Annotated in this window: 18 protein-coding genes; 11 read left to right on the top strand and 7 right to left on the bottom strand. The window is 63.2% G+C overall.

What is annotated here, in order from left to right:
- Positions 1-234: 234 nt before the first annotated feature.
- The 3 genes from AB4Y97_RS13665 to AB4Y97_RS13655 all read left to right on the top strand — a co-directional run bounded on the left by AB4Y97_RS13665 (position 235) and on the right by AB4Y97_RS13655 (position 4488).
- Positions 235-2148, top strand: coding sequence for a hypothetical protein (locus AB4Y97_RS13665; protein WP_441999593.1), 1914 nt, complete (start codon positions 235-237; stop codon positions 2146-2148).
- 91 nt (positions 2149-2239) lie between these two features.
- Complete coding sequence (gene purD / locus AB4Y97_RS13660; protein WP_441999592.1) at positions 2240-3517, top strand: phosphoribosylamine--glycine ligase; 1278 nt, start codon at positions 2240-2242, stop codon at positions 3515-3517.
- A gap of 62 nt (positions 3518-3579) precedes the next feature.
- Positions 3580-4488: an alpha/beta fold hydrolase gene (locus AB4Y97_RS13655; protein ID WP_441999591.1), complete on the top strand. Its 909-nt coding sequence runs from the start codon at positions 3580-3582 to the stop codon at positions 4486-4488.
- 114 nt (positions 4489-4602) lie between these two features.
- Here the strand turns inward: AB4Y97_RS13655 and AB4Y97_RS13650 are convergent, their stop codons facing one another.
- Positions 4603-5076, bottom strand: a complete 474-nt coding sequence (locus tag AB4Y97_RS13650; RefSeq protein ID WP_441999590.1) for a nucleoside deaminase — start codon at positions 5074-5076, stop codon at positions 4603-4605.
- 40 nt (positions 5077-5116) lie between these two features.
- On the opposite strand from AB4Y97_RS13650, the gene AB4Y97_RS13645 reads away from it, so the two are divergent.
- The 8 genes from AB4Y97_RS13645 to gpmI all read left to right on the top strand — a co-directional run bounded on the left by AB4Y97_RS13645 (position 5117) and on the right by gpmI (position 14278).
- Positions 5117-7342, top strand: a complete 2226-nt coding sequence (locus AB4Y97_RS13645) for a pseudouridine synthase (RefSeq protein ID WP_441999589.1) — start codon at positions 5117-5119, stop codon at positions 7340-7342.
- 163 nt (positions 7343-7505) lie between these two features.
- Positions 7506-8063 (top strand): 16S rRNA (guanine(966)-N(2))-methyltransferase RsmD, encoded by a 558-nt coding sequence (gene rsmD, locus AB4Y97_RS13640; protein WP_441999588.1) that lies wholly within the window; start codon positions 7506-7508, stop codon positions 8061-8063.
- Between the two features lie 128 nt (positions 8064-8191).
- Positions 8192-8689, top strand: coding sequence for a hypothetical protein (locus AB4Y97_RS13635; RefSeq protein WP_441999587.1), 498 nt, complete (start codon positions 8192-8194; stop codon positions 8687-8689).
- Complete coding sequence (locus tag AB4Y97_RS13630) at positions 8682-9410, top strand: hypothetical protein (protein ID WP_441999586.1); 729 nt, start codon at positions 8682-8684, stop codon at positions 9408-9410. The genes AB4Y97_RS13635 and AB4Y97_RS13630 overlap by 8 nt, the downstream gene beginning before the upstream one ends.
- Before the next feature lie 147 nt (positions 9411-9557).
- Positions 9558-10598: a zinc-dependent alcohol dehydrogenase family protein gene (locus AB4Y97_RS13625; RefSeq protein WP_441999585.1), complete on the top strand. Its 1041-nt coding sequence runs from the start codon at positions 9558-9560 to the stop codon at positions 10596-10598.
- A 125-nt stretch (positions 10599-10723) separates the two neighbouring features.
- Positions 10724-11767, top strand: coding sequence for an L-glyceraldehyde 3-phosphate reductase (gene mgrA, locus AB4Y97_RS13620; protein ID WP_441999584.1), 1044 nt, complete (start codon positions 10724-10726; stop codon positions 11765-11767).
- A 148-nt stretch (positions 11768-11915) separates the two neighbouring features.
- Complete coding sequence (locus AB4Y97_RS13615; protein ID WP_441999583.1) at positions 11916-12662, top strand: hypothetical protein; 747 nt, start codon at positions 11916-11918, stop codon at positions 12660-12662.
- 92 nt (positions 12663-12754) lie between these two features.
- The gene (gene gpmI, locus AB4Y97_RS13610) at positions 12755-14278 is read left to right on the top strand and encodes a 2,3-bisphosphoglycerate-independent phosphoglycerate mutase (protein WP_441999582.1); all 1524 of its coding nucleotides are present in this window, start codon (positions 12755-12757) and stop codon (positions 14276-14278) included.
- 108 nt (positions 14279-14386) lie between these two features.
- Here gpmI and mutL read toward each other — a convergent pair whose 3' ends face one another.
- The 6 genes from mutL to lspA all read right to left on the bottom strand — a co-directional run bounded on the left by mutL (position 14387) and on the right by lspA (position 21904).
- A complete protein-coding gene (gene mutL, locus AB4Y97_RS13605) occupies positions 14387-16225 on the bottom strand; it encodes a DNA mismatch repair endonuclease MutL (protein WP_441999581.1) in 1839 nt (612 codons plus the stop codon).
- Positions 16226-16361: 136 nt separating this feature from the next.
- The gene (locus AB4Y97_RS13600; RefSeq protein ID WP_441999580.1) at positions 16362-17681 is read right to left on the bottom strand and encodes a glucose-6-phosphate isomerase; all 1320 of its coding nucleotides are present in this window, start codon (positions 17679-17681) and stop codon (positions 16362-16364) included.
- Positions 17682-17851: 170 nt separating this feature from the next.
- Positions 17852-19135, bottom strand: coding sequence for a M16 family metallopeptidase (locus AB4Y97_RS13595; protein ID WP_441999579.1), 1284 nt, complete (start codon positions 19133-19135; stop codon positions 17852-17854).
- A 36-nt stretch (positions 19136-19171) separates the two neighbouring features.
- Complete coding sequence (locus tag AB4Y97_RS13590) at positions 19172-20503, bottom strand: M16 family metallopeptidase (RefSeq protein ID WP_441999578.1); 1332 nt, start codon at positions 20501-20503, stop codon at positions 19172-19174.
- A gap of 205 nt (positions 20504-20708) precedes the next feature.
- Positions 20709-21350 (bottom strand): hypothetical protein, encoded by a 642-nt coding sequence (locus AB4Y97_RS13585; RefSeq protein WP_441999577.1) that lies wholly within the window; start codon positions 21348-21350, stop codon positions 20709-20711.
- An 89-nt stretch (positions 21351-21439) separates the two neighbouring features.
- On the bottom strand, positions 21440-21904 hold the full coding sequence (gene lspA / locus AB4Y97_RS13580) for a signal peptidase II (RefSeq protein WP_441999598.1): 465 nt from the start codon (positions 21902-21904) through the stop codon (positions 21440-21442).
- Positions 21905-21948 lie beyond the last annotated feature (44 nt).

Below are 21948 nucleotides of genomic sequence, written 5' to 3'. Positions count from 1 at the left end.
CAAGGACAAGAACGATTACCTGATCTACGACGCCAAGAAGGGCGTGCTGTATTATGACGCCGACGGCTCAGGTGCAGGCAAGGCGGTCGAGATCGCCACGCTCAAGAAGGGCCTCAAGATGACCTATGCCGACTTCTTCGTCATCTGAGCCTGCCCTAACGGCGACGGGACCGCGATAGACTTTTTCCAATTTTTGTTATTTTATAAAATAACAATAAAGATTGGAGTATAGTCATGGTCCATAGTGTCATAACGGCAGGCGAAGAGACGAAAGTTAATTTCACGACGCCTTTTGACCAAGGAGATGCGCAGGTTACGGCCCTATCGGATGGAGGCTGGCTCGTAACCTGGGTGTCCGACGGACAGGATGGCTCCGGCGCTGGAATCTACCAAGCGCATTTTGACAAGCATGGACGCAAAGCCTTCCTGACTGACAAGATCGTCAATATTGCCACTTCGGATCAACAATATGAGCCGAGCGTCAGCGCCCTCAAGGATGGCGGGTGGATTGTAACGTGGACGTCTGCCAAGACGTTTGGCACAGATGGAGATATCTATTGCCAGCGTTATGACAGGAATGGCCAGAAGCTTTATGAAAGCGATGAAGCCGTCAACATCTCCAGATATGGCAATCAAGACTCTTCATCGGTAACGGCTCTGTCCGACGGCGGATGGCTCGTAACCTGGGTGTCCGATGGACAGGATGGCGATGGAAAAGGCGTTTATCAACAGCGCTACAACGCAAACGGTGAAACGACATACACCAGCGAAAAACTGGTCAACCTTTATAAGATCGGCGATCAGAATATGCCGAGCGTGACGGCCCTCGCCGATGGCGGTTGGGTTGTGACTTGGCAGTCCAAGGACGGTGAAGCCGGGGGAATTTTTCAGCAACATTACAGCAAAGATGGACAACCATCATATATTCTAGACGATATCGTCAATATCACGTCTTTCGACCATCAATGTAATCAGAGCGTCACCGCTCTCGCTGACGGAGGCTGGGTTGTGACTTGGCAGTCCAAGGCCCAAGATGGCTCCGGATACGGTATCTATCAGCAACGCTACGACAAAGACGGGCATTACATCTATCTTGCCGACCAACGCGTCAATGTGACTACAGACGGCAATCAGGAAGATGCGAGCGTGACGGCCCTAGCCGATGGCGGCTGGGTCGTCACGTGGAGATCGGCCAATTACGATATCCATCAGCAGCGCTATGACGCAGCCGGCCAAGCGGCATGGACAACTGATACACAGGTCAACATAGTTGCCGATTATCAGCAAATACGTCCTACTGTGGCAGGCCTGAAGGATGGCGGGTGGGTCATCGCATGGGCGTCGCTTAATGAGACTCTCGGCGACCTCAACATAATCCAGCGCCGCTATGATCTGAATACAGCTCCGGAGAAATTGAGCCTGAGCGGCCAAACCATCATAGAAAGCGCATCGGCCGGAACGGTCATTGGCATCCTTACGACAACGGATTCTACCCTGGACGATACTTTCACTTACACCCTTCTAGACAATGCTGGTGGTCGCTTTGCCATCCAAGGCAGTAAGCTTGTCGTGGCCGATGGCACAAAGCTCGACTACGAGCAATCGACGTCGCATCAGGTCACGATCCGCGTCTCCGACAAGGGTGAGCTGACCCTCGATAAGAGCTTCAGCATCCATGTTTCCGATGTTATCGAAGCCAATGAAGTAGCCGAGAATAAGAATGTGTTTGTCGGCAGCGCAAAAAACGACACGATCATTGGGACTAGCGGCAACAATGTGCTCAAGGGCGGCTCGGGTCGAGACACGCTTACCGGCGGTATGGGCCGTGATACCTTCGTGTTCGATGTGAAGGCGTCGAAGACCAACCTCAATAAGGTCACCGACTTCAATGTGAAGGACGACACGATCTGGCTTGAGAACAAGTACTTCAAGGTCGGCAAGGGTACGGAAGCGAAACCGGTCAAGCTGAATGGCAAGCTGTTCTGGACGGGCGACAAGGCACACGACAAGGACGACCGGATCATCTTCAACAAGAAGAGCGGTGTACTCTATTACGATTCCGACGGCACAGGCAAAGCCAAGCAGATCGAGATCGCGATTCTCAAGAAGGGTCTCAAGATGACCTATCACGATTTCTTCGTGATCTGACGCCCGGCTTTTCTCACCTCCACACACAGGCCGTTGTTGAAGCGGACGGCCTGGGCCTTTATGACCTCGGTCGTCACAGGAGGGTCGAGGCATGAACATTCTTCTCATCGGTTCGGGCGGGCGGGAGCACGCCCTTGCCTGGAGCCTTTCAGCGAGCCCCATCTGCGACCGACTGTTCATCGCTCCCGGCAATCCGGGCACCGCGCAGCATGGGACGAATATTCCCATCGATGTCACCGATCATGCGGCCGTGATCGATTTCTGCCGTACGGAAAAGATCGATTTTGTGGTCGTCGGCCCGGAGGCACCCCTCGTCGCCGGACTGGTGGACGATCTCAAGACCGCCGGCATCAAGGCCTTCGGCCCGAGTAAGGCGGCGGCGCAGGTCGAGGGCTCGAAGGCCTTCACCAAGGACCTTTGCGCCGAATTCAACATCCCCACAGCCGTCTATCGCCGCTTCACGGATGCGGAGACTGCGAAGACCTATGTCCGCAATTACGGCGTGCCGATCGTGGTGAAGGCGGATGGCCTCGCCGCAGGCAAAGGCGTCGTCGTCGCCGCCTCCTTCGAGGAGGCGGAGGCCGCCATCGACATGATGATCGGCGGCGGACTTGGAGCGGCCGGGGCCGAAGTGGTGATCGAGGCCTTCCTCGAAGGCGAGGAGGCGAGCTTCTTCGCCCTCTGCGACGGCCGGACCGCCATCCCCTTCGGCACAGCGCAGGACCACAAGCGCGTCTTCGACGGCGACGAGGGTCCGAATACGGGCGGCATGGGCGCCTATTCCCCCGCCGCCGTGCTGACGCCCGAGTTGCAGGCCCGCGTCATGCGCGAGATCATCAAGCCGACGCTGGCCGGCATGCAGGCGCGCGGCACGCCCTATACCGGCATTCTCTATGCCGGCCTGATGCTGACCAAGGACGGGCCGCAGCTCATCGAATACAATGCCCGCTTCGGCGATCCCGAAACCCAGGTCCTGCTGCCGCGCCTGAAATCCGACCTCGTGACCGCCCTTGCCGCCGCCAGCGACGGCGTGCTCGACAGCATCTCCCTGCAATGGAGAGATGAGGCTGCCCTGACCGTGGTGATGGCGGCGAAGGGCTATCCCGGCGCGGTCGAGAAGGGTTCCGAGATCCGCGGCATCCCCGCAGCGGAGGCCCTGGCCGACGTGCTCGTCTTCCACGCGGGCACGAAGCAGGACGGCGACAGTATCCTCGCCAATGGCGGGCGCGTCCTCAATGTCACTGCCATGGGCCGCACCATCACCGAGGCGAAGAAGCGGGCCTACGAGGCGGTATCGAAGATCGACTGGCCGGAAGGCTTCTGCCGTCGCGATATCGGCTGGCGCGAAGTGGAACGTGAGCGGGGCTGACGAAACGCACCGCTCCTCTAAGTGAGTGGAAGATCCCCTCACCTCGCAAGAACGGCCCTCCCATGAGCGACGACCTTTTCCCCGGCTTCCAATCCCACTGGATCGATACGCAGGCTGGCCGCATCTTCGCGCGTTCGAAAGGCGACGGCCCTCCCCTGATGCTGCTGCACGGCTTTCCGCAAACGCATGTGATGTGGCATCGCATCGCGCGCGAACTCGCCGAGACGCACCGGGTCGTCTGCATGGATCTGCGCGGCTATGGCTGGTCCAGCGTTCCAAACAGCGACCCGGAGCATGAGACCTATTCCAAGCGCGCCATGGGGCGGGACGTGGTCGCCGTCATGGAAGCGCTCGGCCATGTGCGCTTCGCGATTGCCGGGCATGATCGCGGCGCACGGGTCGCCTACCGGCTCGCCCTCGACGAGCCGGGCCGGGTGGAGCGGCTGGCGCTGCTCGACATCCTGCCCACCTCCTATGTCTGGGCGCAGATGAAGGCGGGCCATGTACCCGCGGCTCACTGGGGCTTTCTCTCGCAAGCATATCCGAAGCCGGAAGAGGAGATCGGCCGCGATCCCATCCCCTATTTCGAGGGGCTGATGAAGAAATGGTCGGGCGAGGGCGACCTCTCCGCCTTCGATCCGCGCGCCATGCGGGCTTACCGGGATGGCTTCAACGAACCCTCCCGCATTCACGCCTTCTGCGAAGATTACCGCGCCGGCGCGACCCGGGACATCGAGGCGGACGAGGCGGACCTCGCGGCGGGCAAAAGAATCGAATGCCCCGTGCAGCTGATCTGGAGCGATTTCTATCTCGTCAGTGGCACCAGCGGCCACGAGCAGCACCCGCTCGATATCTGGCGCAACACTTTTGCACCGGGGATCAAGGGCGAGGGCGTGTCATCCGGCCATTTCGTGGCGGAGGAGGCGCCGGGGGCTACGCTCGAGGCGCTGCAGGAGTTTTTGCGGGGATAAACCCGAGTCATCCCAGGGCAGCGTCAGCGGAACCTGGGATCGTGCGCCGTGCATGGCGCTTTGCTCACCACGCGATCCCGGATCGCCGAAGGCGTCCGGGATGACGGCAATCCATCACCGCCTGCCTTCGAAAAACTCCCTGAGCAACTGCCCCGCCTCCCCTTCCCTGATCCCCCCATAGACCTCCGGCGCGTGATGACAGGTGGCCTGCTGGAAAAAGCGGACGCCGTTGTCCACGGCGCCGCCCTTCGGGTCATAGGCCGCGAAATAGACCCGGCGGATGCGGGCGAAGGAAATAGCGGCGGCGCACATGGTGCAGGGTTCCAGGGTCACGTAGAGATCGCAGCCGGATAGCCGCTCTTCGTCCAGCGCCTCGCAGGCGCGGCGGATGGCGAGGAGCTCCGCGTGGGCGGAAGGGTCGCGCAGTTCACGCGGGGCATTGCCGGCCGAAGCGACGATGCGCCCATCCTTCACGATGGCCGCGCCCACGGGCACCTCGCCACGGGCTGCGGCGGCGCGGGCTTCGTCGAAGGCAACCCCCATCGGATCGTTTTTGGGATCGCTTTTGTTGGAACCGGCGTTATCCATTGTCCTCGCTTCTCTTTCCTTCCTCTGCTATCAGGCTCGCATGACCGACAGCAACGACGATAATCGAAAGGGCCGTCCGCCCGGGCGCCCCGATCGCGGCCGCACCTCCGGTGACCGGCCCTTCCGCAAACCCCGCGAGGATGGCGACCGCCCCTCCCGCGCCCGCAGCGGCGACGATAGCCCGTGGAAGGCCCGCGCGGGTGGAAACAAGCCATTCCGCAGCCGTGACAACGATGAACGGCCCCGCCGCCCGCGCGATGAGGGCGACAGGCCGTTCCGCGCGCGCAGCGAAGATGGCGAGCGTCCGCGCCGCCCGCGTCCGGAGGGGGATCGCCCCTTCCGCAGCCGCGACGGCGACAAGCCGTTCCGCCCCCGTGGCGAAGGCGGCGACCGTCCATTCAAGCCCCGGCGCGAGGAAGGCGACAGGCCGTTCCGCCCGCGTCGCGAGGAGGGTGAACGTCCCTTCCGTGGCCGTGGCGGCGACGAGCGCCCGCGCCGCGCCGCTCCCGTCCGCGAGGAAAGCCCACGCTCCGGCCGCGAAGCCCAGCTCGAAGCGCAGACCCAAGAACTTGCCCAAGAGCCCGCCGAGGACCGGATCGCCAAGGTGATTGCCCGCGCGGGGATAGCGTCTCGTCGCGATGCCGAGGCGATGATCGCGGAAGGCCGCGTGACCCTGAACGGCAAGGTGCTGGAATCCCCCGCCATCAACGTGACGGCCGCTGACCAGATCACCGTCGATGGTGAGCCGCTGCCGGTGAAGGAGCGCACACGCCTGTGGCTGTTCCACAAGCCGCGCGGCCTCGTGACCACGGCGCGCGACCCGGAGGGACGCCCGACCGTGTTCGACAGCTTGCCGGAGGACCTGCCCCGCGTGGTGGCGATAGGCCGGCTCGATATTAACACCGAAGGCCTCCTGCTTCTCACCAACGATGGCGGCCTCGCCCGCGTGATCGCCCATCCGGATACCGGCTGGCTGCGCCGCTACAAGGTGCGCGCCCATGGCGACGTGACTCAGGCCGATCTCGACAAGCTTCGCGACGGCGTCACCGTCGACGAGATGGAATACGGCCCCGTCGAGGCCCGCCTCGACCGGGTGCAGGGCGACAATGCGTGGATCACTCTCGGCCTGCGCGAAGGCAAGAACCGCGAGGTCAAGCGCATCCTCGAGCATCTCGGCTTGCAAGTGAACCGCCTGATCCGCCTCTCCTTCGGCCCGTTCCAGCTCGGCGATATCGAGCCCGGCATGGTCGAGGAAGTGCGCACCAAGATCCTGCGCGACCAGCTCGGCGCAGCCCTGGCCACCGAGGCGGGGGTCGATTTCGAGAGCCCGGTGCGCGAGCCCATCGCCCCCTTCGGATCGCCGAAGAAGCATGAACATCATGAGCGCGGCGAACGCCGAGACGAGCGCCCTGCCCGCTTCGGTCGGGACCGGGACGAGGAGCGCCCGCGCCGTCACCGGGACGAGGGCGACCGCCCGTTCCGCGCCCGTGGCGACGATGCGCGTCGCGGCCGGGACGAGGAGGAGCCGCGCAAGCGCCCTTCGCGCCTCGAGCCGAAGACCAGCATTTGGCGCGCGGATGAATCGGAAGACGGTGCGCACAAGCGAACACCCCGTCGCGGCGCCGACCCGAAGGCGGCGCGTGCCGCCAGCGGCGAGCGCCAGCGCCAGCGTGTCGGCGCCATCGAATCCGGCGAAGGCCGCAAGGTTGTAGTCGAGCGCCTGGTGAGCGAGCCAAGGGATGAAGCCCCCGCGCGCAGGCCGCGCCGGGATGACGTCCGTTCCGCTCCCGGCGGCGAGGATCGTCCCCGCCGTCGCATGGATCGGGACGAGGCTCCGCCGCGCCGCGAGCGTGAAGGCGGCTTTGCCCGTCCGCGCCGTGATGACGAGCGCCCGCGCGGCGATAGGCCTTTCCGCGCCCGCTCCAATGAGGGCGACGAACGGCCCCGCAGACCGCAGGGCGAGCGTCCCTTCCGCGCGCGCAGCGAAGATGGCGAGCGTCCGCGCCGCCCGCGTCCGGAGGGGGATCGCCCCTTCCGCAGCCGCGACGGCGACAAGCCCTTCCGCCCCCGTGGCGAAGGCGGCGATCGCCCCTTCAAGCCCCGGCGCGAGGAAGGCGACAGGCCGTTCCGCGCACGTGGTGACGATGAGCGTCCACGTCGCGGCCCTCCCCGGGGCGACGGTCCACCGCGCGGCGGTCCGAAGGGCCGTCCCGGTGGAGGCTTCAAGGGCGGCGGCTCGAAAGGTGGTCCGCGCGGTCGGCGCTGACCAACGCCTAACAACGCCCTGGTCCTCATCCTGAGGAGCCCACGCAGTGGGCGTCTCGAAGGAGGTTCCAGAGAACACTGGAGACGCCCTCGTCCTTCGAGACGGCCTGATGGCCTCCTCAGGATGAGGGCTTCCGGAGAGTTTCCTAGCTAGGGATCAAGTCATGAGAATTGTGGGCGGGCGCTGGCGCGGCCGCTCGCTGGCAGGACCGAAATCGGACGGCATCCGCCCGACTTCGGACCGGCTGCGCGAGACGATCTTCAACATCCTCCAGCATTCTTACGACGACCCGGTCGAGGGCGCGCGCGTTCTCGACCTTTTCGCCGGCACTGGCGCGATGGGACTGGAAGCCCTCTCGCGTGGCGCAGCCTTCGCCCTGTTCGTGGACGACGGCGCGCAGGCGCGCGGCCTGATCCGCGAGAACGTGGAAACGGTCGGCGCCGGCGGCGCCACCCGCCTCTTCCGCCGCGACGCCACCCGCATGGGCGCCGCTGCCCCCAACGCCCCGTTCTCGGTGGTGTTCTGCGACCCCCCCTACGGCAAGGACCTCGCCCCGAAAGCGCTGCGCTCCTGCGCGGAGGGCGGCTGGCTCACACCGGACGCGCTCGTGCTCGTTGAGGAAGCGCAGGGCGTAGACGTCACGCTGCCGGATGGGTTCGAGGAGATAGAGCGACGGGATTACGGGGAGGCGAAGGTGGTGTTCGGGCGGTTTATGAGATGAGCCTATAAGCGTAAATCCTACAACCTCTGAGTCCAGTAGACGCAAACATCCACAACCCTATATGCGCTCGCAAATTGACTCTGCCCCTGCACTCATTAGCTTCTTAATAGGTGCTTTTGGGGGTCGATATGTCTGCTAAAGTTCGGATCAAAGCGGGATCCATAGAATTCGAATATGAAGGCCAGACCGAACTTTCAATTGACGATATAAAAGAGCTGTTTTCACATATTGAGACGCTCTTCAGTGCTCCGTCCATTCTACCAAACAGCACTGATACAGCAGACGCAACTGATGACACACAGGACACCGGCTCGTTTTCCAAAACTTTCAATGGAACCAAGCTGCATGTAAATAGCATCGCTGCCAAGATTGACGCCAAGACAGGGCCAGACCTTGCTATTGCGGCAGCAGCTTATCTGCAGTTTATTGAAGGGAAAGAAAGTTTCTCTCGTCGCGAACTCCTTAATACGATGCAAGAGGCAAAAAAATATTATAGAGTCAGCATGTCTAAGAACTTAACGAAACATATCGATTCACTTATAGGAAGCAAATTCAACCAAGTCGGACAGGATCAGTATTCTCTGTCCTCATCTGAGCATAACAAGCTGGAAGCTAAACTTGCTTAGTCCCAATGACTTGAAAGAGTGGCTTCATCGCGATTTAAAGCAATTAGATAAGCTGCTTCTGATCCTAGCTACGTTTGAGACGCCAACTGAACTGACAGGTATCCGCGAGCGAGCACGGAGAGCAGGGCTTAAAATCACAACAAGCTGGAATCCTGCCTCAACCTTGAATCGCAGCCAGGGCTTGGCTATCCGCGTCCCTGATGGTTGGGAGATTACGGAATCAGGCAAGAGTTACCTGCGAAATCTTGGCGTGACAAAGCTAAGCCCTAGTGCAGTTAAAGTTGCATCTGACCTTCGTGCTCATCTTGCGAAAATCCAAAATCCAACGACGCGAGCCTTTGCTGAGGAAGCAATCAGATGTCTTGAGGCTCAGCTTCATCGTTCAGCCATTGTCATGTCGTGGCTAGCTGCCGTTGATGTACTTCATCGTAAGGTCGTTAAGGATCACCTCGTTGCGTTCAACAAGGAGGCTAAGAACGCGAATCCGAAGTGGAAGGACGCAATAGATGAGGATGGGCTTGGTCGTATGGGCGAGGAGGAATTCCTCAACAGGATTGCAGCCATCGGAGTTATTGGGAAGAACCAGAAAGATGAGCTACTAAAAGGTCTCAAACTTCGGAATGGCTGCGGGCATCCCAATAGTCTCAAGGTAGGACCAAATATGGTTGCCAGCCATATAGAGACCTTGCTCCTGAATGTATTTGAGCAGTTTGACGTTTAGATCAAAGCCTCCCTTCTCGGTTGTGTTAACGGCCTGCGATGTGACAGCTAATAGCTGGTAGTCTTTAGATCAAGCAGCCGCATTTGCCCAGCGCCACCCGCTCGTTATACCGCGCCTGTTTATTCCTTCGCTCATGAAAGGCCCATCATGAAAGCCGTCATCTACGAGCATTTCGGCAAGCCGCCGAGCATCCGGAATGTGCCTGATCCGACGCCCTCCGCTGAAGGCGTCGTGGTCAAGGTCGAGGCGACGGGGCTTTGCCGGAGCGACTGGCACGGCTGGATGGGGCATGATCCGGATATCGTGCTGCCGCACGTGCCCGGCCATGAACTGGCGGGAACGGTGCAAGCGGTCGGAAAGCGGGTCACGCGCTGGAAGATCGGCGACCGCGTCACAGTCCCCTTCGTCGGTGGATGCGGACATTGTCATGAATGTAATTCCGGCAACCATCAGGTCTGCGAAACGCAGTTTCAGCCCGGCTTCACGGCCTGGGGGTCGTTTGCCGAATATGTCGCGCTCGATTACGCGGACACGAACCTCGTCGAACTGCCGGAGAACATGGATTTCGCTACGGCGGCGAGTCTCGGCTGCCGCTTTGTCACCTCGTTCCGCGCCATCGTCGATCAGGCCCGCGTGAAGCCGGGTGAATGGGTGGCGGTTCATGGCTGCGGCGGCGTCGGGCTGTCCGCGATCATGATCGCCAGCGCCATGGGCGCCAATGTCGTCGCCATCGATCTCACGCAGGAGAAGCTCGATCTCGCCCGGCAGCTCGGCGCGGTGGCGACGGTCGATGCGTCCGCCAACGCGGATGTGGTCGGCGCGGTGAAGGAAATCACGAAGGGCGGCGCGCATGTCTCCATCGATGCGCTGGGACATCCGTCGACCTGCTTCAATTCCATCGCGAACCTGCGCCGCCGCGGCCGTCATGTGCAGGTCGGCCTGATGCTGGGCGACCATGCCAGGCCGCAGGTGCCGATGGACAAGGTCATCGCGCATGAGCTGGAGATCTACGGCAGCCATGGCATGCAGGCATTCCGCTATCAGGCCATGATGGACATGATCGAAACCGGAAAGCTCATGCCGCAGAAACTTATCGGCAAGGAAATCAGCCTCGACGACGCGCCTGCCGCCCTCATGAACATGGACAGGTTCGAGGGCACCGGCATCAGCGTCATCACACGCTTCTGACGTTTCGGCATCGGGTTAGACAAGAAAACGGCGATGTGCGAGCGTCGCACCAGCGCATCGTGTTGCCGCAAAACCGGATCCACTTTTGCGCACGGTGCTCTAACGCGTGACTTTCGGAGACGACGATGTCCTACCAGCCTGCCGCGACCCGCTATGAATCCATGATCTACAACCGTTGCGGCCGAAGCGGGTTGAAGCTGCCTGCGGTCTCGCTCGGGCTCTGGCACAATTTCGGCGAGGACAAGTCCGTTGCGGTGGCCCGCGATCTCTGCCGCACGGCCTTCGATCTCGGCATCACCCATTTCGATCTCGCCAATAATTACGGCCCCCCTCCCGGCTCCGCGGAGACGTTCTTCGGGGAGGTCCTGCGCACCGATTTCAAGGACCTGCGCGACGAGTTGGTGATCTCCACCAAGGCCGGATACCGCATGTGGCCCGGGCCTTACGGCGAATGGGGCAGCCGCAAATACCTCCTGTCGAGCCTGGACCAGAGCCTCAAGCGCATGGGGCTCGATTACGTCGATATCTTCTACTCGCACCGCTTCGACCCGGAGACGCCGCTGGAAGAGACCATGATGGCGCTCGATTCCGCCGTGCGACAGGGCAAGGCGCTCTATGTCGGCCTCTCGTCCTACAACGCCCGGAGAACCCGCGAGGCCGTGGCGATCCTGCGCGAGCTCAGGACGCCCTGCATCATCCACCAGCCGAGCTATTCCATGCTCAACCGCTGGATCGAGGAGGACGGGCTTCTGGATGCGCTGGATGAGCTGAGCCTGGGCTCGATCGTGTTCTCGCCGCTCGCCCAGGGCATGCTGTCGGGCAAGTATCTCGCCGGCATTCCCGAGGACAGCCGCGCCGCCGCCGGCAAGTCCCTGCGCCAGACCTTCCTTAGCGACGACAACATCGCCCGCGTCCAGGGCCTCAACCGCATCGCGGAACGGCGTGGGCAGACACTGGCGCAGATGGCCATCGCCTGGGTCCTGCGGAATGGGCGCGTCACCTCCGCCCTGATCGGCGCAAGCCGTCCCGCGCAGATCGTCGATTGCGTGGGCGCCCTTCGGAACCTGACCTTCACGGCCCAGGAACTGGCCGAGATCGATCAATTCGCGGGCGAGGCCGGCGTGAACATCTGGGCCGCCTCGTCCGAGCGGACGGGTCCTTCCCGCTGAAGCGGAGAGGCGTTCATGCCCGGAGTGAGGACCAGCCTGACGCGTGTGTTGAAACACGCCGGTCTTTCCGCTCCACGGTTAGAAGGGTAGATTATCCGGATCATCAGCCGGTGGCGGTTCGGTGAAAGTCGGTGCCGGGGCACATTCGATGTTTAGGCGACTGCTTGTCATTGCCGCCGCAACTCTTCTTCTCGGTGTGCAGGCCGCTCAAGCCAGCGACCGACCATTGCAGCTCTGTCCGGGCTCTTTCGAGTCGATGGCGACGGATTCATTGCTGCGCGACGCCATGAAGGCCGCCTATCCGAACATTTCGGAGCGCAAAAAGAACCTCAAGATCGCGGAGCCGGAACAGTGCATCTATCCTTATCAGGCGATCCCCTATGCGGACGCCGTCGTCCTGCTCACTCTCGGGCAAACGCCGGGCGACGCCTGCCATGGATGTCCCGCGAAAGTGAGCGCCGATTTTCTGAAACGTGACAAAGAGCGTCTCATCCCGATCACGCGCCAGAACGACTTTGCTAAGAGCGGGACATGGGGCGACCTGACGTCTGTCACATCGGTGCGATGGGGAACCGAAGATGGAATCGTCATCGAGGGTGGTGGCACCTTCCAGGGAGAAAGCTCCAGCACCATCCAGGCCTTCACCTTCCGCGAGGAGCGCGCTCTCGCCATCAGCCCCGAGGGCGGCATCCTTCTGTCTCAAAGCAACTGCGACGGGGCGGAGACCGGCGCACCGTGCACGGATATCACCGGAACATGGAAAGTCGATCAGGCCGGGCGATTGCGGATCACCTATCGCGGCAAGCGCGACGGCAGGACCAGGGTCAACACGAAGGTGGTCTATGAGCGCCAGGGAGACATCCTGGCCCTGACTTCAGGGAAGCTACCTTTCTAGCGCATCGCACGGAAAAGTGGATTCCACTTTTGGGTCCGATGCTGTAGGTCGAGGCAACCGCCTCATCTTCTCCTGCCAGAGGTTTTTGCCAGATGTCCCTTCGCCGTCCGACAATGCTGATGATCCTCGATGGTTGGGGTTGGGGTGAGGATCGCCAGGACAATGCCGTGCGGCAGGCCCGGACGCCGAACTTCGACAGGTTGTGGGAGACCTGCCCTCACGCCTTCCTGCGAACCTCCGGCCTCGATGTGGGGCTGCCTGAGGGACAGATGGGCAATTCCGAGGTCGGCCATCTCAATCTCGGCGCGGGACGGGTCGTGATGCAGGATCTGCCCCGCATCAACGAAGCCATCCGCGACGGCAGCATCGCTGCGTTCCTGGAGCGGACGGGTCTCATTGAAAAGCTGCGCGAGTCAGGTGGCACCTGTCATTTGCTCGGCCTCATCTCGCCGGGCGGCGTCCATTCCCATCAGGATCATGCCGTCGCTCTCGCCAAGATCCTTGCCCGGGAAGGGATCCCTGCGGTGCTGCACGTCTTCACCGACGGACGCGACACCCCGCCCCGCTCCGGAGCCGAGTACGTCCGCGAACTCGAAGCGGCCCTTCCCAAGGAGGTGCCGATCGCAACCGTGTGCGGGCGATACTTCGCCATGGACCGGGACCGGCGGTGGGAGCGCGTGAAGGAGGCCTTCGACGCGCTCGTGCATGGCAAGGCCGTGCGCTATCCCGATGCGCAATCGGCGATCGCAGCCGGTTACGCCCAGGACAAGACGGACGAGTTTCTTCCTCCGGCGGTGATCGGCGGCTACGAGGGAATGCGCTCCGGCGACGGCATCCTGAGCTTCAACTTCCGCGCCGACCGTATCCGGCAGCTTCTCGACGCCCTCCTCGATGAGGCGTCCGACTCCTTCGAACGGGGCGATGTTCCGCATTTTGCCGCCGCGGCCGGCATGACATCCTACAGCGCGGATCTCGACACCCGGATGAAGGCTCTCTTCCCGCCCCAGACCCTTGCCAATGGTTTGGGGGAGACGGTGGCCAAGGCCGGCCGACGGCAACTGCGTATGGCCGAGACGGAGAAGTATCCGCACGTCACCTATTTCCTCAACGGCGGAGAAGAAACGCCCTATTCGGGCGAAGACCGCATCATGGTCCCCTCCCCTAAAGTGGCGACCTACGACCTGCAGCCGGAAATGTCGGCGCCCGAGCTCACGGCCAAGGCCGTCGAAGCGATCCGTTCAGGCAATTACGACCTGCTGGTCCTGAATTTCGCCAATCCGGACATGGTCGGACATACGGGCGTGCTGGCCGCGGCCGTCAAGGCGGTGGAAACCGTCGATGCCAGCCTGGGACAAATCGCTGAAGCCATCCGCGAGGCCGGAGGTTCCTTGCTGGTCACCGCCGATCATGGAAACTGCGAGCAGATGCTCGATCCAGCGACCGGCGGGCCGCATACGGCGCACACCACCAATCCCGTCCCTGTTTTCCTTCTCAGCGAACAGCCCCGAACGCTGGGCGATGGACGGCTTGCCGATGTCGCCCCGACGCTTCTCGAACTGATGGGCCTGCCGCAACCGCAGGAGATGACGGGGCACTCGCTCCTTCGGCGAGGCTAACACGCGCGACCGGTCCAGATCGTCAAGATCGGGGCCGGATATCACCAGAACCGCATGAGCCTTGCCCAGAGCGGCGGGCTCACATGTCAACGCATCGCGAATGGCGGCTCACCGCCGCCCGAACAGCCGTTCGATATCCGCGAGCTTCAGCTCCACATAGGTCGGTCGGCCGTGGTTGCACTGACCCGACAGGGGCGTGACCTCCATCTCGCGCAGCAGCGCATTCATCTCCTCCGGCCTCATGCGCCGTCCCGCGCGCACGGAGCCGTGGCAGGACATGCGGGAGAGAACCGCGTCGAGGCGTTCTTCCAGCGGGTGTGAGCCGCCCTGCCCCCATTCGGCCAGCGCATCGGCCACATCCTGCACCAGGGCCTTGATACGCCCGCCCGCGAGCGCGGAGGGCACCTCGCGCACCAGGAGCGCGCCGGGGCCGAAGGGTTCGAGCACGAGGCCGAGACTTTCCAGCGTGGGGGCTTCCGCCATGACGCGATCCGCATCGACGGGATCGAGATCGACCACTTCCGGAATCAGCAGCAATTGCCGCGCAATGCCCGATGCCGCGCGCTCGCGCTTAAGGCGTTCATAGACCAGGCGCTCATGCGCTGCGTGCTGATCGACGATGACGATGCCGTCTTCCGTCTGCGCGACGATATAGGTGCCATGGATCTGCGCGCGGGCCGCGCCCAAAGGCGCATGCTCGGCAGAAGGATCGTGCTCGGCGAGCGTGGCGCGGCTATCGGCGGAGGGCGCGGCGATATCGGGCAGGCTCGCCTGCGCCTCCGCCAATCCCTGTCGCCAATTCTCCGGCTCGAGCGGCGCCTGCCAGCCGGCAAAGGCGCTGGAATGGCGGATGGACGGCGCGCGATGGGCAACGGAGACCGGACGCGGCGGCACCCCTTGCGGACGCAGGCTGTCCAGGGTGCGGATACCACCCGTCGAGGCGGAGCGAAAGCCGAAGCGGGTGATGGCCTCCTTCAACGCCGCCACGACGAAACCGCGCACGAAGGCCGGATCACGAAAGCGCACTTCCGTCTTCGCCGGGTGCACGTTCACGTCGACTGAGCGCGGATCGAGATCGACCATCAGCGCCAGAACCGGATGCCTGTCGGAGGCCATCACATCGGCATAGGCGCCGCGCACGGCACCGAGCAGCAGCTTGTCGCGCACGGGCCGTCCGTTGACGACGAAGTGCACGGAAGTCGACGTGCCGCGATGGAAGGTCGGCAGGCTGGCGAAGCCGGAAAGCCGCACGCCCTCGCGCTCGACGCCGATATTCATGGCGTTGTCGTTGAACTCCGCTCCCAGCACGCGGGAAAGACGGCGCAGGAAACCATGCTCGCCTTCCGGCTCCGGCGGATAGGTGAAGGGCGTGATGTGCTCGCCCGATAAGGTGAAGCGGATGGTCGGATGAGCGATGGCGAGACGCTTGACGATCTCGGCCACGGCCTGTGCCTCGGAGCGGTCGCTCTTCAAGAATTTCAGCCGCGCGGGCGTGGCGGCGAAGAGATCCGTCACCTCGATCTTCGTCCCCTTGGGCGCGGAAGCGGGCCGCACAGGCCCCTTGACGCCCGCCTCCACGACGATGGACGAGCCGGTCTCCGCCTCCGCCGTGCGGGTCGTGATCGCGAGGCGCGCCACCGCACCGATGGAGGGCAGAGCCTCGCCGCGAAAGCCCAGCGTGTTGATGGCGAACAGATCGCCATCCGGGATCTTCGACGTGGCATGGCGCTCGACGGCAAGCTCGAGATCCTCCGGCGACATGCCGGCCCCATCGTCGATGATGCGGATGAGACGGCGGCCGCCGGCCTCGATGGCGATCTCGATGGAATTCGCGCCCGCATCGACGGCGTTCTCGACGAGTTCCTTTACGGCGGCGGCCGGACGCTCGACCACTTCGCCCGCGGCGATGCGGTCGACGAGAATGGGATCGAGACGACGGACGGTCATGAGACGCTTCGGGTTCGAGGGGAATCTGGAGAGGAGAAGATAAAGCCTCCCGGACGAGGATGCCAGAAGGCGCGACATTCTCCCCCGCTTTCTCACGCAGGGGAGCGGTCGTTGGCGCCTCTGGCTGTAAGCCGCACTAAATCCCCTGCGCAAGATATTGCTTCGCCAGGATCTTACCCTCCTCCACCGCCGGCTGGTCGAACGGGTCGACGCCGAGCGCATAGCCGGAAAGGATCGTCTCCAGCATCTCGTGCATGAGGAGTTCGCCCATCGCGCGCTCGTCGAGCTTCTCGATATGGATCTGCCGGGTCGGGCGGCCATTCCTGGCGAGGGTGTCGGCCGTGGCGCGGCCCTGCGCCGCAACGAGATCGCCGATACGCTTGCCGGCGAAATCCGGCACGCCTGCGCGTTGCGCCAGCTTTTCATCGATGACCGGCCCCTGCCCTTCGACATTCGTGGTGATCACCGTAAAGAGCTTGTCGTTCGGGCCTGCGAGATAGAGCTGGAGCTGGCTGTGCTGGTCGACGGGGCCGATGGCGGCCACCGGCTGCGCACCCTTGCCGTCCTTGCCGATGCTTTCCGCCCAGAGCTGCACCCACCAGCGGGTGAAGCGCTCCAGCCGGTCCGCATAGGCCATGGTGACGGCAATGTTCTTGCCCTCGAGCGACATGGCGACGTTGATCGCGGCGCCGACGGCGGCTGGTGCATCTTTGGCGCTCCTGCCGTTGCGGAATGGCTCATAAGCGTCAGCCGCTCCCCTACGGACGGCGACGATGTCGAGGCCGAGCACGGCGGCAGGCAGAAGCCCGACATTGGTGAGCACCGAATAGCGCCCGCCGATGTGGGTGTGATGATCGAGGAAACGTATGCCCTCCGGTTCGAGCAGATCGCGAAGGGCATTGTCGCCGCCGGGCTTCCTCGGCTCGGACAGGCCGAGGAATACCTCCGCCGGGCGCGCCTTCAGGCCCGCCTTGTCGAGGGCCGAGAGCACGGCGATGGTCTGCATCAGCGTCTCGCCCGTGCCGCCGGATTTCGAGATCGCCACGAAGCGCGTCGAGGACAGCGGCAGCTTGTGCAGAACCTGGTCGAAAGTGATGGGATCGAGATTGTCGAGGAAATGCACCCGCGGCCCGTCGGCGAAGCGGCCCGCGCCGGGCACCGCATAATCCTTCAATTGCGCCAGCGTCTGCCCGCCGAGGCTCGATCCGCCGGTGCCGAGAAAGACCACATCCGTTGCATCGCGCCTCAGCCAGGAGGCCGCCTCGCGGATCGCGTCGAGATCATCCGTGGCGTGCGGCATGTGAAGCAAAGGCAATCGGCCCGTCTTATCATCCTCGGCCAGTCTCTTCATGGCACGCCCGACCACCGCCAGCGCCGCATCCACCGCCGTCTGCGGCAGACCACCTTCGCCGATATGGGTGGCAAGGGAGAGATCGATCGTTTGCTGCAGTGCCATGCGGAATGCTCCGACTCATCGCAGAGCATGAGAGACTAGGGCGGAGCCGGGCGGCGGCTAGGGCAGCAGCATCCATTCACTCCGCCACACCGATCGACGTTGGGTCGGTAAGGTAAAAGTTTTCTCGCCAGCACCGGTCGTGATCGCGCAGGACCATTACGGCATAAGGCTCAAAGCCCGGTCGGCCGTCCCGCGATCACGGTGAGCATCTTGCCTTCGCCGAAGATCCGCTCTGCGGCGCCGCCGATATCGGACTGGGTTACCGATGCGACGAGGTCGTTGCGGCGGGCGATATAGTCGACGCCGAGGCCCTCGAAGGCGATCTGCACCAGGGTATGGGCGATCTTCGTCGAGGTGTCGAAGCCGAGGGCGTAGGAGCCGATGAGGTAATCCTTCGCCTTCTGCAGTTCTTCATCGGACGGACCGTCCTGCTTCAGGCGCATCATCTCGTCCGAGATGACGTCCAGGGCCTCGGTCACGCGCTCGTTCTTGGTGGCGGTATAGCCCCATGTCATGGAGGCGGCGCGGTAGCTCACCAGCGACGTGCCGACGCTATAGGCGAGGCCGCGCTTCTCGCGCACCTCCTGGAACAGGCGCGAGGTGAAGGCGCCGCCGCCGAGGATGTGGTTGAGCACGTAAGCGGGAATGAAGCCGGGATCGCGCCATGGAATGCCGTGCGTTCCGAAGCGGATCACCGATTGCGGAACGTCGAGATCGACCACATGCCGCGAGCCGAGATTCTGCAACAAGGCCGGCTCGATGGGCTTCAGCGGCTTGGCTTCCGGCAGCGCGCCGAACACCTTGTCGAGCAGGGCGGAGAGACGCTCCGCGTCGATGGCGCCGACCACTGCGATCTTCACGCGGCCACGGGCAATGATCGCGCGGTGCATGGCCGCGATGTCGTTGCGGGTGATCGCCATGGTGCTTTCCACCGTGCCCGAGGTCGGACGCGCATAAGGATGCCCGGCAAAGCCTTCCTCGAAGAAGCGGCGCGTGGCCATGACGCCGGGATCGTTCTGCTGATAGCGCAGGCCCGCGATGGTCTGGGCGCGCACGCGCTCGATCGCATCCTGGTCGAAACGCGGCTCGGCGAGCGCGAGGCGCAAGAGCTCGAAAGCCTCATCCGCGTGCTTGACGAGCGTCTTGAGCGAGCCGCCGATGGCATCGTTACCGGCATTGAATGAAAGCTCGATGGCCCGGGCGGCCAGGCGCTCCTGGAAGGCGTCGGAGTCGTAATCGCCTGCGCCCTCGTCGAGGAGACGGGCGAGCATCTGCGCCACGCCGGGCTTGTCCTTCGGATCCTGGGCCGATCCGCCTTCGAAGGTGAAAGCGACCGCGATCAGCGGCACCACATCGGATTCCACATGCCACGCTTCGACGCCGCCGGGAGAGGTCAGCGTCTTCACCGTAGTCGGGGATGCGGAGCGGATTTCGGCGGTAGCGGTCATGTTCATCTCATTGTTAGATTGGGCGACCCTTCAGGCGGCGGTTCAGGATGCCGGCTTCTGCAGGTAGCCCGTCACGGAACGACGTGGGATGAGGTAGCGCTCGGAAACGGAGGCCAGATCGTCCTTGAGCACAGCCTCGATCTCAGCCGGCCAGCGCCGCACGTCCTCGAGAGTCTCGCCGATGGCCAGCGCCGAGCCGTAAATGCGGGCGAGCGACGATTGGCTGTCGGTGGAATAGATCGTCTCGGCGACGAGACGCGTCTTGGCCCGTTCGATCGCCTCGGAATCGAGCGCCTCAGCCGGGATCATGCGCAACACTTCGTCGACGGCCTCCTCCAGCGCGGTAAGCGATACGCCCTCGGCCGGGACCGCATAGACGCAGAAGCGGGTCTCTTCCATGGCGGAGGACATGTACCAGGCGCCCGCATTCACCGCGACACCGCGCTCCAGAACGAGCTTGCGGTAGAGATAGGAGGTCGGGCCTCCGCCGATCACCTCGGCAAGGAGTTCGAGCGCATGGCAATCCCGCTCCTTCGCCGTGAGGCAGGAGGGAACGAGATAGAGCCGCTGCAGGGTCGGCTGCTCGACCTTCGGGTCAGCGACCGTGATGTGGCGCGCGGCGACCGGCTCGGGATCGCGTGGGCGGAAGCGCACCGGGCGCTTGCCGCGCGGCGCGATGCGACCATAGGTATCGCCACTCAGGCGGCGCACATCGTCAGCCGTCACATCGCCCGCGACGACGAGAATGGCGTTCTCGGGCGTGTAGAAGCGGCGGTAATAATCGAGGGCGTGATCCCGGTTGAGGGTTTCAATCTCATGCATCCAGCCGATGATCGGAATGCCGTAGGGGTGATGCACGAAAAGCGCCGCCGCCATGGCCTCGGCGAGTTGGGAGGCCGGATCGGTCTCGACCCGCATACGCCGCTCCTCCAGCACCACGTCACGCTCGGGACCGATGACGCTCTCCTCCAGCAGGAGGTTCGTCATGCGGTCGGCCTCGAACTCCATCATGGTCTTGAGATGGTCGCGGGCGACACGTTGGAAATAGGCCGTATAATCGAAGGACGTGAAAGCGTTCTCCTGGCCGCCGAGGCCGGAAACGACCTTGGAGAACTCGCCGGCCGGATGCTTCTCGGTGCCCTTGAACATCAGGTGTTCGAGAAAGTGAGCGATGCCGGACTGCCCGAGCGGATCGTCGGCCGAACCGTTGCGATACCAGACCATATGCGTGACGACAGGCACCCGGTGATCCGGGATCACCACCACGTCGAGACCGTTATCGAGGGTGAAGGACGACACATCGGGGCCGCCGCCCTCGGTCCGCCCTACGGAGGGGGAGCCGGTACGCAACAGGGGCTTCGGGGATGTGTCCATGACGTTTCAACCTTAACGGAATCAAATCTGCGCGTAGGATTCTCCTACGGGAATAGTGCAATCTGAAGGCTACGCAAGCGGAGCAGCGCACGTTTCGCGTGCGACATGGTTTTTCAAGAGCCGGCTTCGAACAGCTTGGCCTTAAAGCGACTTCAGGCGAAACGGGGAGTCCGTTCGCCTGAAAACACCGTCTTGCAAGGCCGCCTTACCGCCTCTGCTGCTGCTGGATGAAGCCCAGCGGACTGTCCGGATCGACCACCGGCCGGGGCTCGACGGAAGCCTGGAGGGGCGCACCGGCCGCGGCCTTCAGAAGACCTCCCGGCGGATCGCTGAGGTAACGCCGCTCAAGGCCGTCGCCTGAAAGCTTGACGTCGTCGTTCTTCGTGCTGAACGAGCGAAGCTCGTCGGGGCTCATGACGCTCTTGTCGGCCTGCCGGCCGACCGGGGCCGGCGGACCGCCCTGGACGTAGTTGTTCGGATCGCGGCCGGCGCGCATTTCCTCGATGGAAAGCGGCCTGGCGTTGCTGTTCTTGTAGAGTTCCGAGCTCGTATAGGGTGTCTTGGCGTCGGCGGCGGCCTTGCGGGCCGCGATCACGTCCGGATCCTTGGGCCAGTTGCCGTTGCGGGCCTCGGCGCCGCCGCCAGGCGCCGGAGCGCGCAGCTCCATCTTGGGCGGCAGCACGAGCGGGGCACGCTCATTGTAGATGATGGGAGGCTTTTCCTTGGGGATGATGCCGATGCTGCCGAGCAGGCTCTTCACGGCCTCGCCCTCCTGCGCCGAAGCACCGGAGGCGGCGACAAGAAGCGCCAGAGCACCCGCGCAACCGAAGACCTTCAATCCCTTCATGGTACCCACCTGACTGTTCCATTCTCGCGGGAACGCCTGATTGCTCATTCTGGCGAACATATGGCCGCCCGACGTTCTCGCGCGTCAATTCACACCTTTCGGCGTCGCTCCAGCACGAAGGAGTCATAAAGCAAACCGACCACCCCCGCAACGATGGCCGCATCGGCCACGTTGAACACATACCAGGACCAGTCTCCGAGCTGGAACTGGATGAAATCGAAGACCGCCCCGTAGACGAGGCGATCGATGACATTGCCGACGGCCCCGCCCACGATCAGCCCGAGCGAAGCCGCCAGGAGCTTCCCCTTCGTCCGGCGGATCCAGAAGGACAGGCCGATCGCGGCCAGGAGGGATACGACGATCAGGATCCACCGGCCCAGATTGCTGTTCTGCTGGAACAAACCGTAGGAAATGCCGCGATTCCAGACCACGATCAGGTTCACGAACGGGTTCAGCGCCACCGGCTCTTTCACCGGAAGCTCAAACACGAACAGGGTGTAAAGCTTCGTGGCCTGGTCGAGGATCAGGGTGAGGAGCGCGAGGCTGAAGCCGATCGTGGCGGCGACAGAAAGGCCGTTTTTCTTCGACCGGCGTTTTC

The sequence above is a fragment of the Microvirga sp. 2TAF3 genome, from assembly GCF_052114965.1.
Lineage (GTDB): Bacteria > Pseudomonadota > Alphaproteobacteria > Rhizobiales > Beijerinckiaceae > Microvirga.
The sequence above is the reverse complement of the archived record's forward strand: the minus strand, read 5'-3'. Positions and strand labels throughout refer to the sequence as shown.

Excerpts from the sequence above, each read along its gene's own strand:
- AB4Y97_RS13665 (WP_441999593.1), top strand. The coding sequence starts at position 235 with ATGGTCCATAGTGTCATAACGGCAGGCGAAGAGACGAAAGTTAATTTC.
- purD (WP_441999592.1), top strand. The coding sequence starts at position 2,240 with ATGAACATTCTTCTCATCGGTTCGGGCGGGCGGGAGCACGCCCTTGCC.
- AB4Y97_RS13655 (WP_441999591.1), top strand. The coding sequence starts at position 3,580 with ATGAGCGACGACCTTTTCCCCGGCTTCCAATCCCACTGGATCGATACG.
- AB4Y97_RS13650 (WP_441999590.1), bottom strand. The coding sequence starts at position 5,076 with ATGGATAACGCCGGTTCCAACAAAAGCGATCCCAAAAACGATCCGATG.
- AB4Y97_RS13645 (WP_441999589.1), top strand. The coding sequence starts at position 5,117 with ATGACCGACAGCAACGACGATAATCGAAAGGGCCGTCCGCCCGGGCGC.
- rsmD (WP_441999588.1), top strand. The coding sequence starts at position 7,506 with ATGAGAATTGTGGGCGGGCGCTGGCGCGGCCGCTCGCTGGCAGGACCG.
- AB4Y97_RS13635 (WP_441999587.1), top strand. The coding sequence starts at position 8,192 with ATGTCTGCTAAAGTTCGGATCAAAGCGGGATCCATAGAATTCGAATAT.
- AB4Y97_RS13625 (WP_441999585.1), top strand. The coding sequence starts at position 9,558 with ATGAAAGCCGTCATCTACGAGCATTTCGGCAAGCCGCCGAGCATCCGG.
- mgrA (WP_441999584.1), top strand. The coding sequence starts at position 10,724 with ATGTCCTACCAGCCTGCCGCGACCCGCTATGAATCCATGATCTACAAC.
- AB4Y97_RS13615 (WP_441999583.1), top strand. The coding sequence starts at position 11,916 with ATGTTTAGGCGACTGCTTGTCATTGCCGCCGCAACTCTTCTTCTCGGT.
- gpmI (WP_441999582.1), top strand. The coding sequence starts at position 12,755 with ATGTCCCTTCGCCGTCCGACAATGCTGATGATCCTCGATGGTTGGGGT.
- mutL (WP_441999581.1), bottom strand. The coding sequence starts at position 16,225 with ATGACCGTCCGTCGTCTCGATCCCATTCTCGTCGACCGCATCGCCGCG.
- AB4Y97_RS13600 (WP_441999580.1), bottom strand. The coding sequence starts at position 17,681 with ATGGCACTGCAGCAAACGATCGATCTCTCCCTTGCCACCCATATCGGC.
- AB4Y97_RS13595 (WP_441999579.1), bottom strand. The coding sequence starts at position 19,135 with ATGAACATGACCGCTACCGCCGAAATCCGCTCCGCATCCCCGACTACG.
- AB4Y97_RS13590 (WP_441999578.1), bottom strand. The coding sequence starts at position 20,503 with ATGGACACATCCCCGAAGCCCCTGTTGCGTACCGGCTCCCCCTCCGTA.
- AB4Y97_RS13585 (WP_441999577.1), bottom strand. The coding sequence starts at position 21,350 with ATGAAGGGATTGAAGGTCTTCGGTTGCGCGGGTGCTCTGGCGCTTCTT.